The sequence below is a fragment of the Rhizobium aethiopicum genome, assembly GCF_900094625.1.
GTDB lineage: Bacteria > Pseudomonadota > Alphaproteobacteria > Rhizobiales > Rhizobiaceae > Rhizobium > Rhizobium aethiopicum.
The window spans coordinates 1-16797 of record NZ_FMAJ01000005.1; the positions used below are offsets into that span (position 1 = coordinate 1).

Consider the following 16797-nt stretch of genomic DNA (forward strand, 5'->3'; position numbering starts at 1 on the left):
AGCTCCGGCGTCGTGATCGAAGGTGCAATAATGAAAACCGCCTGAAGCGGGAAGCGCCTGTGAAACGCAAATTCTAATCCTCAGGGTGTGATCAGCCCTGACGGATCCAGGTGAACGGACCGGGATTCCTTTTGGCTTCAACCGCCGATGTTGAGATTGGTCCCGTTCTCCTGAGCCCGCGCTCGCGAAAGCGGGAAATTGGTGCCTGCCGCCAAAGAGCGGCGACCGCATGTGAGGTTGTACAGGCTCGAGAAGCGGGCCGGTAATCGCAATGGGCCCAGACCGTGGATCCGCTCAAAAAGGAGCAATTTTTGATGCCACTCAGATGAACAATTGACAAAAGACCTGATGTGAAGGGAATTGAACTGCCGACCCAGTCGACCGCCTGCAAGACTACTGAAAATTTCGGCTCTTGATCTTCAGCGTATCGATATGGAGATCGGGCACGAACATGTCCCTCGCCCGAACGCCCGGCGGCACCTTTTCGCGTGAATCCGGGCTGCCCGGCGAACCATGAGCGAACTCGTCACCGCGACCGGTCGGCAAATGGAATGCTCGGTCGCGCTCGGCAAGCCCTGACAGATTGCTCGAAAGATCAAACAGCTGCTGGGCGACGAGGTGAACCACCTCGCCTTCGCGTTGGATCCTGCCGTTGATCGCCATCATGCTGGCGCCGAGCACCACTCGGCGTGATCGTTCGAACAGTTTTGGCCAGACGACGACATTGGCAATGCCGGTCTCGTCCTCGATGGTGATGAACATCACGCCCTTGGCCGATCCAGGCCGCTGGCGCACCAGCACCAGGCCAGCGGCCATCAGCCATTGCCCGTCACGCGCCGCCGTCGCCTCGGCACAGGTGACGATCCGGCGCCTGGCAAGGTCGGCCCGCAGGAATCGCAAAGGGTGTTCCCGGAGGGTCAGGCCGGTATGACTGTAATCCTCGATGACGTTGTGGCCATCGGTCATCTGCCGCAGTTCGACTTCCGGCTCCTGCTGCTCGGCGATTACCCGCGCCTCGCGCTCCGCCGCCGCCGTAAACAGCGGCAGCGGTTCGTCGCGTAGCGCCTTGATCGCCCAGAGCGCGTCGCGCCGCTCGAGGCGTAATGACGGCAGGAAAGCATCGGCTTCGGCAAGTTCGACGAGCGAGGCAGCGGGTACGGCCGAGCGCCGCCACATCTCGTCGACGGATGAGAAGGGCTCATCGGCGCGGGCGGCGACGATGCGCGCCGCGTCGGCGGTTGCCAAACCGCGCACCAGACGCATCCCAAGCCGGACTGCGTGGCGCTCTGTTCCTTTGATCGGCTCGAGCGTGCAATCCCAGCGTGATTTGTTGACGCAGACAGCACGGATCTCGACACCGTGCTTGCTCGCGTCGGCGACGATCTGGGCGGGGGCGTAAAAACCCATTGGCTGCGCGTTCAACAGCGCCGCGCAGAAGACATCCGGAAAATGGCATTTCACATAGTTGCTGGCGTAGGCGATCAGCGCGAAAGAGGCGGCATGGCTTTCGGGAAATCCATAAGAACCGAAGCCTTCGAGCTGCGAGAAGGTCTTATCGGCAAATTCCTTCGAGTATCCGTTTTTGATCATCCCGTTCACAAGCTTGTCCTGGAAGCGCGAAACCCCGCCGGTGAACTTGAAGGTCGCCATGGATTTTCGGAGCTGGTCGGCTTCGCCGCCGGTAAAGCCCGCACAGACCATCGCCACCTTCATCGCCGACTCCTGGAACAGCGGCACGCCGAGCGTCTTGTGGAGCACCGCTTCCAACTCAGGGGTCGGATATTCGACCTTCTCCTTGCCTTCGCGTCGCCGGAGATAGGGATGCACCATGTCCCCCTGGATTGGCCCGGGACGGACGATCGCCACCTGGATGACGAGATCGTAGAAGGTTCTGGGCTTCATGCGCGGCAGCATCGACATCTGTGCACGGGATTCGATCTGGAACGTGCCGAGCGTGTCGGCCTTTCGGATCATCGCATAGGTCGCCGGGTCCTCCTGCGGGATTGTCGCTAGACCGAGATCCTGATGTTTATGTTCGCGGATCAGCGAGAAGGCCTTGGCCATGCAGGTCAGCATGCCCAAGGCCAAGACATCGACTTTCATCATTTTGAGCGCTTCGACGTCGTCCTTGTCCCATTCGATTACCTGGCGGTCGACCATCGCCGCCGGTTCGATCGGCACGAGATGATCTAGCCTGTCGTGCGTCAGAACGAATCCGCCGGGATGCTGGCCGAGATGCCGTGGCGCCCCCATCAGTTGCTGCGAAAGCCGCAGCGTCAGAGCGAGACGTCTGTCGTCGGGATTGAGACCAAGGTCGCGCACTTGGCTCTCACCGACCGCTTCCGACCATGACCAGATGCCGGAGGAGAGCGCCTTGATCAGGTCCTCGGGCAGGCCAAGCGCCTTGCCGACATCGCGGATCGCGCCCTTGGCGCGATAACGGGTCACTGTCGAGCAGAGCGCCGCCTTGTCACGGCCGTAGGTCTTGTAGATCCATTGGATCACTTCCTCGCGCCGCTCGTGCTCGAAGTCGACATCGATGTCGGGCGGCTCGTCGCGCTCTTGACTGACGAAGCGTTCGAAGAGGAGATCATTGGTTTCGGGATCGATCGAGGTGATGCCAAGCACATAGCAGACGGCGGAATTGGCGGCCGAGCCCCTGCCCTGGCAGAGGATGCTCTGCGATCGGGCATAGCGGACGATCGAGAACACCGTCAAAAAATAGGGGGCGTATCTCATCGTCTCGATGAGCGCCAGTTCGTGGCGGATTGTCTTCTCGACATGTGCCGGTAGCCCCTCGGGATAGCGAGTCTTGACGCCCTGCCAGGTGTAGTGCTCGAGCGACTGCTGTGCGGTCATGCCCGGGATCAGCGCCTCCTCGGGATATTGATAGACGAGCTCCTCGAGTGAAAACCTGCAGGTCGCGACGATCTCCATCGTCCGCGCCAGCGATTCATGGTAGCGAGGGAAGAGACGCGCCATTTCTTCCGGCGGCTTGAGAAAACGGTCGGCATGCCGCTCGCGCTCGAAGCCGACATCGTCGATGGTGGTGCCGGTGCGAATGCAGGTGACGACATCCTGCAGCTGTCGTCGGCCGGGCTCATGAAATAGCACGTCATTAGTGACAACCGTCTTCACCCTATACTTTGCCGCCAGGTTCGAGAGCTGATGCAGCCGCAACTGATCGTTCGGGCGCCGGCGTAGGCAGAGGGAAACATAGGCACGGTCACCAAAGACTTCCGCCATCTTCCTGAGCTGCACGGCGCAGGGCTCGTCCGGCATGTCCGGCACGAGTACGCCGATCAGCCCCTCGGCATAGAGCGCTACATCGTCAAAATGCAGGATGCAGTTGGCTTTCCCGCCCCGGCCCTTGCCCAGCGTCAGCAACCGCGTCAGCCGCGAATAGGCAGCCCGGTCTGTGGGATAAACCAGGACCGACATGCCGTCGGCCAGATCGAGCCGACAGCCGACGACCAGCCGCAGCCCGGTGGCGCGCGAGGCTTCCAGCGCCCGAACGATACCTGCGAGGCTGTTGCGGTCGACAATGCCCAGCGCCTTGATGCCCATCAGTTTTGCGGTGGCAAACAATTCTTCCGCCGAGCTTGCGCCCCTCAAGAATGAGAAATGCGTGGTAACCTGCAGTTCGGCGTAGCGCATCAGGCAAACACTCCATGCAGGAACCATTTGCGCGATCCGGTCTCGGCATCGAGGCCATCGCCGGAGCGGAAAATCCAGAAACGCTCGCCGGCGTCATCCTCGACGACGAAGTAGTCGCGAACGGCGATCCATTCGGAGCTCCTTTGCCACCACTCACCGAAGATGCGCTCCGGGCCGTCGGCGCGCTTCACCCGGCGCCGCTTGCCGCGCCAGGTAAACGAGACCGGCGGATGGTCGGGTAGAAGCGCGATCACCTCGATTGCCTCCGGGAGCGCCAAAAGCCTGGATGGCCGCGGCCAATGCATCGGCCAGGTGGCGCCATCCTCGTCGGCCGTCGGCGCGATCCGCTGAACGCTGCGCTCCGGAACGTCACTTGCGACCGGCGCGACGCGGAAGATCCGCTGGCCGCCGCGATTACCAAGCACGTCGATCAGCGGCGTCACATCGGTCACCTGTTCTTCGATCAGTGACGAGGCCGACTGCACTTCGACAAGCGGCTCGGCAATGATCGCAGCCAGACTGAGCTTCTCGATACCAAAACCTGGCTCGATCTTCTCGATGCGATCACGGAAGAGTTTTGTCAGCCAGGCGATATCGCGGACCGGCTTGGCCGTGCCTGCCCGCAGCGACTGAAGGGTGTTGTCGACGCGGTGGACGATGAGGTCCGCGCGCCGCACGCCAAGTCCGCGCTTCTCGAGCTCCAGACAGAGCTGCCGCACCAGGCGGCCGACATATTTCTCGATCGTTTCGCGTGCGCCAATCGGTTCGGCAAAAGATTTTTGGACCTCGACCAGCTCTACCGTGCGGATCGGATCGATGGGCTCGGCGAGCCTTCCGAAGATCTGATCGAGACGCCGTCCGACCTCCGGCCCGAAGCGCAGGATCAGCGGCGGCCGCGGCGTGGCGGCGAGATCGCCGATGGTGGCAAAGCCGAGGGTGCGCAGGCTTCCGACGACCTCGACCGGCAGCCGCAGCGACGATAGCGGCAACCAGTTCACCGCCTTGGCGGTCTTACCTCGCGGGATGATGATCGTCTCTCGATCCTTGGATCGGGCGAGCGCATGCGCGGCACCCCACGTGTCGGCGATCGCCGCTCGCGCTGAGAGACCTCGGCCGCGCAGGCGATTGACGAGGCCCGACAGCATCAGCTCCTCGCCACCCTGCAGATGATCGGCGCCTTCGGTATCCATGACGATGCCATTAGGAGGATCCATGGCAACGATGGGCGAATAGTGCGACAAGGCCCAGAGCGTCAGCCGTTCGAGCGCCGCAAGGTCCGCCGCCGGGTCGGCGTCGATCATCGTCAGGCCCCGGACCAGCGCCTGCGCCTTGGCGGTCGGCATGCCGACACGAAGGCCAAGTTCGAGCGCTGCCCGATCCGCCGCCGCAACCCATCGCTTTGAACCGCTCCTGGCGATCACCACCATCGGCGCGTCAGGAGAGAGCGAAGGATCGGCTCGCCTGATCCGGTCGGTCGGCAGTGTCGGAAGAAAGACAGATACGACCCTGGCCATTACATGCTCCGATAATAAATTCTTCTCCCTCGCCTGCCCTGACCCGCATGAGCTCTGCCAGCCAGCGCGCCCGGCCGACACCCGGCACGGGAAGCGGCTCGGACGGCAGCACCGAGATCCGCCAGCGCGTTGCCGCGGCCGTCGGCATGCCGAAATCCGACGCTTCCGTCTGGCGGCGCCAGCGGCGGATGATCAGGCCCAAGGTTCCGGACTTCTCCGCCGCGAGCTGCAGCCGGCGCGACGCCGTCATCGGCAGGCGCACCATTTCGGCGACGACGGCGCCAAGCCCACCGTAACGCAATGCCTCCTCGAAGCTTGCGAGCACCGTCTCTTCCTTGTCGCACTCGACGAAGATGACGCGATCAGGGTGAAGCCCGACCTGGGCAAGTGCGGGAAAGAAGAGATCAAAGCGCGTCAGGCACCAGACGACCTTGCCGGTGGTGCGGGCCGCGATGCCGCCGATGAAGAGGGCCGCGGCCGCCCCGTCAATCGCACCGTTCCCACCGCCGGCGACTTCATGCAGCGCGCCATAGGCGAGGCCGCCTCCTGGCAGTTGCCTATCGATCGCATCGACCTCGAACGGCAGGACACTGCGGCGGCGTGAATCGGTCCCCTCCAAGCTCGCGATTTTCTCGCGCAGTTCGTCGAGAACGGCATTCGAAGTGGCGACGGCTGTAGTCATGATCTCCTTGCGACAACCCGTTTTCGACTTGAGAAGAGGCGATATGTTCTTTATTTGTTCTCAAAGTGAAAACGAGTCAATGCGCAGCTGGCGCGGGGAAGTTGAGCGAGAGTGCCCATCTAAAAAATCTGGCAACGGATTCAATCGGATGGGATGATGGAGATTTTTTGCATGGCGCGACCGGTGGCTGTGAACGATTTGAATCCGAGACTGAGGGATCGCCGTGAGCCGATCATCGACTTCGTCTGTCGGCCATGCGGTCGCCACTGCACGCTCGAGCGCTCGCTGCTGGTGAAGACATTTGGCGCCGGTGTAACCTTCGCTATACTTCGCCGTCGGATGGCCATGGGCTGCGAGCGCATGCAAGCGCCCGAGGGTGACAAATGCGGCGCGCACTTCCCATGTCTGAAAGATACGGTCCTGATGGAAGCTGGGCCATGATAAACGACGAAGGCAGCAAGCGGCCGCGCAAGATCGTTCACATAGACATGGATGCGTTTTATGCCTCCGTCGAGCAGCGCGATAATCCGAACTTGCGCGGCAAGCCGATCGCCGTCGGCGGATCGGCGGCGCGCGGCGTGGTGGCGGCGGCAAGCTATGAGGCTCGCAAATTCGGCGTCCATTCGGCGATGCCGTCGGTGACTGCCAAACGAAAATGTCCCGAGCTGATCTTCGTGCCGCCGCGCTTCGATGTCTACAAGGCAGTGTCGCAGCAGATCCGCGAGATTTTTGCCGAATACACGCCAATGATCGAGCCGCTGTCGCTCGACGAGGCCTATCTCGATGTCACTGAAAATCTGAAGGGTATGGAGATCGCCACCGAGATCGCGTCGGAGATCCGCGCCAGGATCAGGCAGGTCACCGGCCTCAACGCGTCGGCGGGAATCTCCTACAATAAGTTCCTGGCCAAGATGGCAAGCGACTTGAACAAACCAAACGGCCAGGCCGTGATCACGCCGAAGAATGGCCCGGCCTTTGTCGAGGCCCTCCCCGTCAAGAAGTTCCATGGTGTCGGCCCCGCGACGGCGGAGAAGATGCACCGGCTCGGAATCGAAATCGGCGCCGATCTCAAGCAGCAGACGATCGAGTTCCTGGTGGAGCACTTCGGGAAATCGGGACCATATTTTTATGGAATCGTCCGCGGCATCGACCAGCGCCAGGTCAAGCCCAACCGGGTCCGCAAATCCGTCGGCGCGGAAGACACCTTTTCGCAAGACCTCCATACCTATGAACCGGCCCGTGAATGGCTTCAGCCGCTGATCGAAAAAGTGTGGAGTTACTGCGAGGCCAATGGGATCGGAGCCAAGACGGTGACGCTGAAGGTTAAATATGGCGACTTCAATCAGATTACCCGCAGCAAGACGCTTCCCGCACCTCTGCCGGCGATCGCCGATCTCGAAGAGATCATCGGCTTCCTGCTTTTACCGATTTTTCCGCCGAGAAAAGGCATCCGCCTGCTCGGCGTCACCTTGTCCTCGCTGGAACGGCAGGCCAATGGAACCGAGCCACAGTTGAGGCTGGCGCTTTAGAGCGCCATCGCCCGCTGGGCGGGGGCGCCCGGGTGGCGCTTGATCCGGAACGTCCCCGCCGGCAGCGGACGGAGGATTTCCTCTTCGGGAACCAGTCCCTCGAGCCAGGCCATCCGTCGATCCCGTGTCAGCACCGCCATCTGCCGGGCGTGAAACGGCGCGATGTCGGCATTCGCCTCGATGGTCAGGATAGCGTAGACCTCCGGCCAATCGTCAGTCGCCGGCCGCCAGATCCCCGCGAAATAGAACCAGTCGCCCGTGGCGAGCGAAAAGCTGAAGCTCTTGTGGCGAAACTCTGAAGCCGGCACCAAACACCGATGGGTCGGGAACGTCCTTCCCTCCGACCTGACGACGCTGACGGGGCGCGGCCCGCCGTCGCGGGAGCGCAACCCCCATGGCAGCTCCACCATCTCCACATCGCCATCATGACGTCTTATGATGACGCGGCGCTCATCAAGCGGGGCGTCGGACTGGAAAACCTTCGCGCTCATGATGTTCAGAACATATCAGGAACACATTTTCGAAGCAACCAAACCGAAAGGGGGACGCATGTGCAATGATTATCGGCTGATGGTTGATGCTGCCTCCATCGCGAGGGATTTCGCCGATCTGAAAATCAAGATCCGCTTTGGCGAAGGCATACCGAACCTCGAACCGCGTGAGGACATCAAGATAACCGATCTCGGCCCGATCGTAAAAACGATCGACGGAGCCCGCGACGAGGCCGAGCTCGTGCAGCGGCGCTGGAGCTGGCCAGGGCCGAACAAGCGGCCGGTGTATAATTTCCGGTCGGAAGGCCGCGAGTTCACCTCCAATCGCTGCCTGATCATCGCCGACGGCTTTTACGAGTTCACCGATCCGAAGGACCCGAAAAAGAAAAAGAAGGACAAATGGCTGTTCACGAAGAAGGACGAGCCGATCTTCTGCATAGCCGGCATCTGGCGAGAGACGCCGGACGGCCAAGCCTTCACAATGCTGACAATGGATCCCGGGCCAGACATTGTGCCCTATCATGATCGGCAGATCGTCATCCTCGAGCGCGATGCCAGGGCTGACTGGCTCGATCCGACCGTTTCGGCAAAGTCGCTGATCAAGCCGCTGCCGGCAGGAGCCCTCGCGGTGGAGCAAGTCGGCTGAAAGGAGGCGACTGCTCGCATGAGGCCAACAAGTCTTTGAGATCGCACCCTTTGGCCTGAACGCTGTGCGCAGCGACGCCGCGCACTCACCATTAATGGAACCTCGTCAGATGCCCGATGTTTCCGAGGCAAGGAGATGAACCATGCATTTGGTACAGATGTTTATTCCAGCGGCGTCGCAAGCAGGTGTCAATGCCGAAGACCTCATTGCCACCGTCCAGCGCGAGATGACGGAGCGGTTCGGTGGCGCGACGGCCTATCTCAACTCGCCCGCAGAAGGACTTTGGTCGAACGGTGCGAGAGAGGAGGAGGATGAGGTTATTGTGATCGAAGTCATGGTGGACGATCTGGACCGGACGTGGTGGTACCAGTATCGACGTAAACTCGAACAACTGCTCAGGCAGAAAGAACTGCTTGTTCGGGCGCTTCCTGTCGAGACACTATGACAGCGGAAGCCCCGATGGATGTGCAATTCCGCCATATCGAAGTCTACCGCAAGCCCGGCGAGTTCGCGGGCTGGCCAGCGAACTTTGGGCTATGGTCTTGGGATGATGAAATGGTCGCCGTTTTCGCACGTGGCAAACTCGGACCGAAAGGGGAGATCCACGAACTGGACCATAATTACCCGTTCGTACCATGGCAGGCACGCAGCTTAGATGGCGGCCTTACCTGGACGAGCGAATCGTTCTCAGGCCATGTGCCGGGCGGGCTTTCGCTTTCGGCCGATGAACACCTGAGTTCCGATCTCAAGGTTCGCCCGCATCTGTCGATCGACAACGACCTATGTGGTCTGGATGATCCCATAGACTTTCACGACGCTGAGACGATCGTCATGTGCGCCAGAACCGATGTGCATGGCGATGCAATGAGCTGGTTCTATGTCAGCCGGGATCGTGCGCTGACGTGGCAGGGCCCATATCGTTTCACCGGTTTGGATCTTCCGATCTCAGCGCGCACCGATATTGTTGCCCTTGGCACGGACGATGCCCTCTTCCTGCTGAGTACCTCCAAACACGATGGAGCCGAAGGCAGGGTGTTCTGCAGCACGCACGGAGGATGGCGGGCGCACCTTCGTCATTCAAGGCTTTGTCGATGCCGCACCTGCCGGGTATTCGATCATGCCGGCATCTACGATGCTCTCGAGCGGGACCATCTTGACCCTGACGCGCTGCATGGGAACCGGCTGCGACAAAGGCTGGATAGAAGCCTTCGCTTCGACCGATCGCGGCAAGACTTGGACTTCGAAAGGCTCTGTCGTCGACACTGGCAGCAATGGCAATCCGCCGGGCCTCGTGTCGCACGCCGGGATGCTCGTCCTTGTCTATGGCTATCGTGATCCACCCTTCGGCATCAGGATGCGCGTCAGTACCGACGAGGGTAGAACATGGAGCGCCGAGACGATCATCCGGTGCGACGGCGGCACGGCTGATCTCGGCTACCCTCGTGTCGCGAAGACTGGCGAAGGCTCGATCCTGGCAGTCTACTACTTTAACGATGGTAACGGCGACGAGCGCTACATCGCCGCTTCCGTCATTACACTGACAAGAGACTGAAAAAGGAGTTTCTTGTGTTCGCTCACATCAGATTGGCGCAAACGATGTCGGACCGCGGTTTCCACGGTCAGGTCCTAGCCGCTTTAGGCATTCCCGGTACCTGCTCGTCACTCGAGCTGGCCACGTATGGCCGAGGGAGGGCCGATATCACTGGTTGAAGATCAACTGGTTACCGGGCGCTATTGATCTCGGTTTCGATGCGCGATCTGGGGTATCGCTGCTTCGATATGAACTTCGGCAGCCAGATGACCCTGGGTGTCGCGAATCTCGATTGCCTGCGGGAGCTCCGCCTGATTGGATAAGATGGCTCTGGCAACTAGTTCTCTGAGGGCTTCGCCAGCCTCTTTTCTTGCTGCGTCCAAGTCCGGGAATGTCTCACCATCTGGGTCGGGCACGACGTAGTCAGCGTGTTTGATGTGAAAATAATAGGTGGGCAACAGCCTGCACTCCCCAACTCCAGTGGTTCCCGCGTCTGGCAATCACCTGCACGTTGGCGACTGAGATGGAGGCTTCCAGGGCAGCTTTCACAGGTGACACTTTCCTGCAGCTTGTCGCCAAACCATATTCTCACGTGGAGGTTCCGCTGGAGTAGAACGCATTAGCAATTGGGATTAAAACAGTATCGATTGCCTCGCTCGTGCGTTTTAAGAGGGCGAACGGGTCTGAAGCGGCAAATGACGTATGCCAACGCAGACAGACGGAGGCGACGCTATGACAAACATTGCGCAAAAAGATACCAGGAATAAGTTGCTGCGGAGGCTTCCTGAGCAAGCATTTGACCATATCGCATCACACCTGAAGCCCGTTGATCTTCCGGTTCGCCGCTCGCTTGTTGAACCTAATCAACCCATTGACCACGTTCGTTTCATCGAGAGCGGCCTGGCTTCAATGGTGGCGGTGGCTTCAAACGGCATGGGCATCGAGATAGGTCAGCTTGGATACGAAGGGATGAGCGGATATCCGGTATTGCTCGGCGTCGATCGGACGCCAAACCCAACTTCCATGCAGGTTTCAGGAGGCGGCCTGGAACTGCCCACCAGCCGTTTCCTTTCGCTTTTGCGCGACGAGGCAGTTCGTCTGATCTTTCTCCGCTACGTTCACACGCAAGAGATGCAACTGGCTCATTCGGCCTTGGCGGCGGGTCGATACAACATGCACCAGCGCCTCGCGAGATGGCTGCTTATGTGCCATGACCGTCTTCTCGTGGACGATATGCCCCTTACTCACGAGTTTTTGGCGTTGATGCTTGGCGTCAGGCGGTCTGGTGTCACCGACCACCTGCATATCCTCGAGGGCATGCGCGCCATCAAGTCGACGCGAGGGAACGTCCAAATTTTGAACCGCCAGGTTCTCCTCGATGTTGCCGATGGTTGTTACGGCGCTCCGGAAGCCGAGTACGAACGGCTTCTTGGGTTTCAGTCGTCGGACGATCAAAGGCCGGCAAGACCAAAGGGGACGTGGAGTACGTGGTCCGGTTCTACTATCGAAAATCAATAAGCAGCCGCAACAAACTGTCCTCATCCTTCACGCCGTGCTGATAGGACTGAATAATACGAGAGGCGAGGTCCTGGCGCTCCGCGTCCGCGGTGATTTTCTTCACCAGTGCGACGTGATCGAACACCCTTTGGCAAAGGGCTACTTCATCATCATTCAGCGTGGTTTGGGTTTGGAATACCTGGGACAGGATCATAACGCCCTCACTCCCCTGCACGAAGGGTAGGGCGCTAGCGCGATGGTTCAACCTGGCAGGATCTCACGACTTAGTGTTCGGCCTGCATCGAGGCGTCGGGCCGCGCGGAGCGTCGCTTTGGGAGCAGACCGGAAACTTGCCTCCGCACGACCCAACTCTGGGGATGGGGTGGATCGCTAGGAGGAAGGCATCATGCGATCTGAAAGTACTGCTTCCTCCCGCGATCCAGTGAGCTAACTTGATTGTCCGTCTGCGGTTCCGGTACGATGCCGAACAAAAAAGCCCCGCAGGCGAGCGGAGATCAGTAGATGAGGTTGTTTTGTAGGCATTGCGCATTTAGGCGCTACACAGCTATTGCGGACGAAATTTCATTGGATGGCACTAAGTAGTACTTTTATGTCGTTCCAGCATCTTTAGAAGCTGCAGGTTCTCCAGGTGGAGTTGCTTAATCAGCATTGCCTTGAGGCGTCGGTTTTCCGCATCAAGTGCAGCCAACTCATCAACTGGTGCTTCGACGTAAGCGGCCGAAGATTTCTTGCCTCGCGCGTCGCTTACACCATCGACGCAATTTCCTGAGCGTCTTTCGTAAATGCGCGTCGCCGCTTTTCGGGCTGGCCTTTTGACCGAATGTTTTTTCGATTTCAGGACGGAGCCGACGTGAGCGTGATCGTTTCGCGATGGACCGATTTGCACCGGTTCGGTCAAAGCAGCGGCAGGCTGGTTTTGGTTGGCGCCACCGCTCGCGGCGAGCTGGTTTTCTGGCTTTTGGTCCTGCGCCACTTCGCCGGCTTGACGGGTGGCGTCTGGTGCCAGCTTTGTTTCGAACAGGTGCGGCGCTTCCGTCTCAGCCTGACGGACAATAGCCTTGAGATCGGTGTCTCCCCAGATCGAATCCGCCTGGATCGTCGATCGCCGGCGGCCTGACTTGAATTCGACGACGAACTTCCGCTGCGGTGTTTTCATATATATTAGACCTTTACATGCTGTGCCCAGCTCAAGAAACGTCGAAGCGTTTCAGCATCGTCTTGAGCTGGGCGTTCTGACGCTGGAGCTTGCGAGCAAGCTCACTTCTCAGCTTTTTGATGTCCTCATCAAGGCTTGCCACTTCATCGAAGAAGGCATTCGGAGAAGATGGGCGCTGCACGCCTTGACCTTCATGGGGAGCGACAGGGCTGCGCGCGACCACGGCTCCCCGGGTTCCCTGTGTCCGTCCCGGGCGGCCGGGGCGAGGCTTTCTCAGAGACTTAACAGTTATCTCGGCCGGCACACCCGCCCCGAGATCCGAATGACGAGATTCGCTTGGCTCGGCTTTCCCTGCCTCTTCGCCTCCGGCCGGCCGAGCCGACATCTGCGACGCTTCGAGACTGTCTTCGCTCTCATCCGATGCCGCTGTCACTCGATCGACTGGAACAGCCTGGTCATGATCTCCGGAGGTGGAGATTTCAGTTGAATGAGGTGCCGGCGTCTGCTCCGCCTCGTGAGCCTGAGCCGCGGGATCGGTGTCATGCCCGATCGAATTCTCCTGCCCCTTTGCGGATCGTCGCCGCGACGTCAATTCGACAAGGAATTTCCACGGTGTTTTCATGGGCGGTTCACCTCGATCAACCCGGGCTGCGATGCTGTCGCAGCTGTGCTATCCCCACTCACAGGTCGGCCGGGCACGACGACGCGCCGACGACATTTTTCCAGCTGAAGATCCGATGGCTGAGGCCGCTGTGGCGGCCGACTTACATGTCTGTGTGCTGATCAATCAAGCCCGAGCCGTTTGCGGAGGTCGGTATTTTCCTGGCGCAGCTTTTCCGCCAGCAATTTTCGCAACCGCTTGTTCTCTTCTTCAAGCTGAATCAGATCTTCCAGCTCATCGATTACGGGCGCGGGTACCTTTGCCGTTTGCTCGGCAGGCTTCCCGATTTTTCTCCTCCCGCTCCCCTTGATGGTGCTCTTGCGATCGGAGGCTTTCGCCTCGAGCGACTTAGGCTTTCTTCCCCTGCCCCGTCCAACAGCTTTTGTCGCACCTGCCGCCGGCGACGGTTCGGTCACCGCCTCCGTCGCGGCTGCAGCCGGCTCGGCGGCTTGCCTTGGACGACGCGGTGCACGCTGCTTCTTAACGTCTGTTTTTATCGGCGCATCCGTTTCCGCAACCCCGGCAACGTGGCCGGTATTGTTCTCTTCAGCCATCAGTCATCTCCCTTATAGCCAAGTCTCTTTTCGACTGACTGCAAGAGAGAGTCAACAAAAGGCGCAATGGCGATCCAGCCAAACGGTTGAATTCGATACCTCCTGGCTCGGCCGCGTACGCAACCTCATTCTTGCTAACTCTCGCGGATCATGCACGCATCCTACCATGTTGGCGGGAAATCCGGAGAGGGGCATGCACTATCGCGCCGAAGGTCGGCGCTGTTCGCAGCGCCTTGGCGGATCATCGGAGCTGCCGCAGTAGGCGTGTCAGGTGGTATAACTAATGCGGACTTTAGATAAGCCAGAGCTGCTGATTGCCTTCCTGTTCGTCGGCCCCATCATCGGCATGGCCGTTGAGCTAGGTACGACGCAGACACAGCATCGACAGGAGAAAAACAGATCACGCCGGGGAAGAAATTCGTGGCAATGAGCGCATCGTACTAGGCCCCCGGTGTCCAATGCCAGCTGCGGGCAATTGAAACCAGTCGGCGCCGCAGATCAACTGGGTGGCGGGATGCGCTGGCATTTCACCATTGAGAGATCCCCAGATCCCCAGACGACATGGGAACGCCGAAGCAGTGTGTAATTGCCGTAGGGTATGGCTACGACAGACTCGGATGAAAAGGGGTGGAACCGCGATTTCAGCATCGCGCCAGCGATAAACCGCGACAGTCATCGTGTCGCCCGGAAGAACATCGATACGTCAGCGGCAACGAAGGCGGCGTTCGCGTTCGTTTTCGAATTGCCATCGAGCTGGGCTAGTGGCAATTTTCCGCGGTCATCGCTCGCCAACTGGAAACGCCATTTGACCGACAACAAGCTGCGATCAGCGGATCCCGAACTGGAACACCAGACTGGGCAGGGACTGCCGTCTCTCGTCCTCGCCGCCCTGGGCGTCGTCTATGGTGACATCGGGACAAGCCCGCTCTACGCGTTCAGGGAAGCCCTCCATGCCACCGGCGGTTCGGAAGCGGATCGAGCCGACGTGCTTGGAATCCTGTCATTGATTGTATGGGCCCTCACTATTGTCGTCACGTTGAAATACGTGACGTTCGTGCTGAAGGCGGACAACCGGGGTGAAGGCGGCACCCTGTCTCTCATGACCCTCGCTCGCGAGGGTCTTGTCGGACGGCCCAAGTGGGTTCTCGTCCTCGGCGTGATCGGAGCCTCGCTTTTTCTCGGCGACGCAATCATCACGCCGGCGATCTCCGTTCTGTCTGCGGTTGAGGGTATCGAGGTGGTTGCACCGGCGTTGTCCAACTGGGTCGTGCCTATCACTCTTACGATTATTGCCGTTCTGTTTTTCGTCCAGCGGTTCGGCACGAGCGGGGTGGCGTCGGTATTCGGTCCCGTAACGGCTCTGTGGTTTGTTGTCCTTGGCGTCAGCGGTGCGATCCACATCTTTGACGACCCGTCGGTGTTGGGCGCAGTCAATCCGGTACACGCACTCCGATATATCGCAAACAACATCGGCTCGGCCATCGCGGTGCTCGGAGCCGTCTTCCTTGCCGTGACCGGCGCCGAGGCCCTCTATGTCGACCTTGGACATTTTGGACGCCGTCCGATTGTCACGGCGTGGTTTTCGCTCGTCTTCCCTAGCCTGCTCCTGAATTATTTCGGGCAGGGCGCGTTCGTGCTCGCGCACCCGCACATGGCTGAGCATCCCTTTTTCAGCATGCACCCGGAATGGGCGAGAATTCCGATGGTCTGCCTCGCGACCGCGGCAACGGTGATCGCCAGCCAGGCAGTGATCTCCGGCGCTTATTCCCTCGTCCGTCAGGCGATGCACCTTAACCTGCTTCCGCGCCTGCGCATCCTCCACACCTCCGAGACGCAATCCGGGCAGATCTTCATGCCGCAGGTAAACAACCTGCTATTCATGTTCGTGGCTGCACTCGTGCTCTTCTTCCAGAATTCAAGCGCCCTATCCGCCGCCTACGGTATCGCCGTGACAGGCGAAATGTTGATCACTTCGATCCTACTGTTTGTGGTGATGCGCCGTATCTGGAGCTGGAAGCTGGCGACGGCTCTTGCCGTCATGGTGCCGATTTCACTGATCGACGCCGGATTTCTAGCCGCCAACGTTGCCAAGTTCGCAGAGGGCGGGTGGGTTCCTGTTGCGGTGGCGTCGACGATGGCGCTCGTCATGCAGACATGGACAGCGGGGCGTCGGCTGCTTGCTGCCCGCACCAAGGCCGACGAAATCCCACTCGCGGCGATCATCGATAACCTGGCCCGGAAGAAGCCGCTCACGGTGCCTGGGACTGCGATGTTCCTGACAAGCGACATCGAAGGCGCGCCAACCGCACTGCTCCACAGCCTAAAGCACTACAAGGTTCTCCATGAGCAGAACGTCATTCTCAGCGTTGTCACCTCGACGACGCCGTTCGTTCCGGACGATGAGAAAATCTTCCTTGAGAGCTTCAATCCCCACTTCAGCCGGCTGGTGATCACGTTCGGCTACATGGAGACGCCCAACATCCCTCGTGCGCTCGTCCTCGCCCGCAAGCTTGGCCTGAAGTTCGATATCATGTCGACCTCGTTCTTCCTCTCCCGCCGAACTATCCTCCCGTCGAGGAAAGGTGGCCTGCCGTTCTGGCAGGACCGGCTGTTTATCTCGCTCGCACAGAATGCCAGCAATGCCACAGACTATTTCGGGCTGCCGTCGGGGCGAGTGGTCGAACTCGGGCTGCAGACAACCATTTAGCGGCGCCGGTGCGCGCTGGTCTTCTGCCACATTGCGAGGAACCCGATTTGTCCGTCTTCGATCTCGTCTCGCTGCTCCTGGTTCTGACAGCCGGGTTCGCCTGGATCAACCATCGTTATTTCAGGCTTCCCTCTCAATCGGAATCCTCGTC

The 16797-nt window shown here is 59.9% G+C and carries 14 protein-coding genes and 1 pseudogene; 6 read left to right on the plus strand and 9 right to left on the minus strand.

What is annotated here, in order from left to right; all coding sequences use genetic code 11:
* Nucleotides 1-393: 393 nt before the first annotated feature.
* The 3 genes from GA0061105_RS12115 to GA0061105_RS12125 are packed head-to-tail and all read right to left on the minus strand — an operon-like array spanning nucleotide 394 to nucleotide 5853.
* Nucleotides 394-3657 carry an error-prone DNA polymerase gene (locus GA0061105_RS12115; protein WP_092750356.1) on the minus strand — a complete coding sequence of 1088 codons (3264 nt, stop codon included), beginning with the start codon at nucleotides 3655-3657 and terminating at the stop codon, nucleotides 394-396.
* Nucleotides 3657-5171, minus strand: a complete 1515-nt coding sequence (locus GA0061105_RS12120; RefSeq protein ID WP_208601641.1) for a Y-family DNA polymerase — start codon at nucleotides 5169-5171, stop codon at nucleotides 3657-3659. The genes GA0061105_RS12115 and GA0061105_RS12120 overlap by 1 nt, the downstream gene beginning before the upstream one ends.
* On the minus strand, nucleotides 5092-5853 hold the full coding sequence (locus tag GA0061105_RS12125) for an ImuA family protein (protein WP_092750357.1): 762 nt from the start codon (nucleotides 5851-5853) through the stop codon (nucleotides 5092-5094). The genes GA0061105_RS12120 and GA0061105_RS12125 overlap by 80 nt, the downstream gene beginning before the upstream one ends.
* Before the next feature lie 437 nt (nucleotides 5854-6290).
* Here GA0061105_RS12125 and dinB point away from each other — a divergent pair, with 437 nt between their 5' ends.
* Nucleotides 6291-7382, plus strand: coding sequence for a DNA polymerase IV (dinB, locus tag GA0061105_RS12135; RefSeq protein ID WP_092750358.1), 1092 nt, complete (start codon nucleotides 6291-6293; stop codon nucleotides 7380-7382).
* On the opposite strand, the gene GA0061105_RS12140 is transcribed toward dinB, so the two are convergent.
* The gene (locus GA0061105_RS12140; protein WP_208601648.1) at nucleotides 7379-7876 is read right to left on the minus strand and encodes an SOS response-associated peptidase family protein; all 498 of its coding nucleotides are present in this window, start codon (nucleotides 7874-7876) and stop codon (nucleotides 7379-7381) included. The two genes, dinB and GA0061105_RS12140, sit on opposite strands and share 4 nt — an antisense overlap.
* A gap of 55 nt (nucleotides 7877-7931) precedes the next feature.
* Here GA0061105_RS12140 and GA0061105_RS12145 point away from each other — a divergent pair, with 55 nt between their 5' ends.
* From GA0061105_RS12145 to GA0061105_RS12155, 3 genes and pseudogenes are all read left to right on the plus strand, one after another.
* On the plus strand, nucleotides 7932-8519 hold the full coding sequence (locus tag GA0061105_RS12145) for an SOS response-associated peptidase (protein WP_092750866.1): 588 nt from the start codon (nucleotides 7932-7934) through the stop codon (nucleotides 8517-8519).
* 142 nt (nucleotides 8520-8661) lie between these two features.
* The gene (locus GA0061105_RS12150; protein WP_092750360.1) at nucleotides 8662-8964 is read left to right on the plus strand and encodes a hypothetical protein; all 303 of its coding nucleotides are present in this window, start codon (nucleotides 8662-8664) and stop codon (nucleotides 8962-8964) included.
* A gap of 14 nt (nucleotides 8965-8978) precedes the next feature.
* Nucleotides 8979-10071: pseudogene (locus GA0061105_RS12155) on the plus strand (sialidase family protein).
* 179 nt (nucleotides 10072-10250) lie between these two features.
* Here GA0061105_RS12155 and GA0061105_RS32390 read toward each other — a convergent pair.
* Nucleotides 10251-10508, minus strand: coding sequence for a DUF6894 family protein (locus tag GA0061105_RS32390; protein WP_141130200.1), 258 nt, complete (start codon nucleotides 10506-10508; stop codon nucleotides 10251-10253).
* A 274-nt stretch (nucleotides 10509-10782) separates the two neighbouring features.
* On the opposite strand from GA0061105_RS32390, the gene GA0061105_RS12160 reads away from it, so the two are divergent.
* The gene (locus GA0061105_RS12160) at nucleotides 10783-11568 is read left to right on the plus strand and encodes a Crp/Fnr family transcriptional regulator (protein ID WP_092750868.1); all 786 of its coding nucleotides are present in this window, start codon (nucleotides 10783-10785) and stop codon (nucleotides 11566-11568) included.
* Here the strand turns inward: GA0061105_RS12160 and GA0061105_RS12165 are convergent.
* The 4 genes from GA0061105_RS12165 to GA0061105_RS12175 form a co-directional block, all read right to left on the minus strand.
* Nucleotides 11552-11761 carry a hypothetical protein gene (locus GA0061105_RS12165; RefSeq protein ID WP_064692952.1) on the minus strand — a complete coding sequence of 70 codons (210 nt, stop codon included), beginning with the start codon at nucleotides 11759-11761 and terminating at the stop codon, nucleotides 11552-11554. The two genes, GA0061105_RS12160 and GA0061105_RS12165, sit on opposite strands and share 17 nt — an antisense overlap.
* Nucleotides 11762-12142: 381 nt before the next feature.
* Nucleotides 12143-12724, minus strand: coding sequence for a hypothetical protein (locus GA0061105_RS12170; RefSeq protein WP_092750361.1), 582 nt, complete (start codon nucleotides 12722-12724; stop codon nucleotides 12143-12145).
* A 31-nt stretch (nucleotides 12725-12755) separates the two neighbouring features.
* The gene (locus GA0061105_RS32830) at nucleotides 12756-12947 is read right to left on the minus strand and encodes a hypothetical protein (protein WP_156668558.1); all 192 of its coding nucleotides are present in this window, start codon (nucleotides 12945-12947) and stop codon (nucleotides 12756-12758) included.
* 560 nt (nucleotides 12948-13507) lie between these two features.
* Nucleotides 13508-13939 (minus strand): hypothetical protein, encoded by a 432-nt coding sequence (locus tag GA0061105_RS12175; protein ID WP_064692949.1) that lies wholly within the window; start codon nucleotides 13937-13939, stop codon nucleotides 13508-13510.
* A gap of 805 nt (nucleotides 13940-14744) precedes the next feature.
* On the opposite strand from GA0061105_RS12175, the gene GA0061105_RS12185 reads away from it, so the two are divergent.
* On the plus strand, nucleotides 14745-16646 hold the full coding sequence (locus tag GA0061105_RS12185; RefSeq protein WP_092750870.1) for a potassium transporter Kup: 1902 nt from the start codon (nucleotides 14745-14747) through the stop codon (nucleotides 16644-16646).
* The last annotated feature ends 151 nt before the right edge of the window (nucleotides 16647-16797 follow it).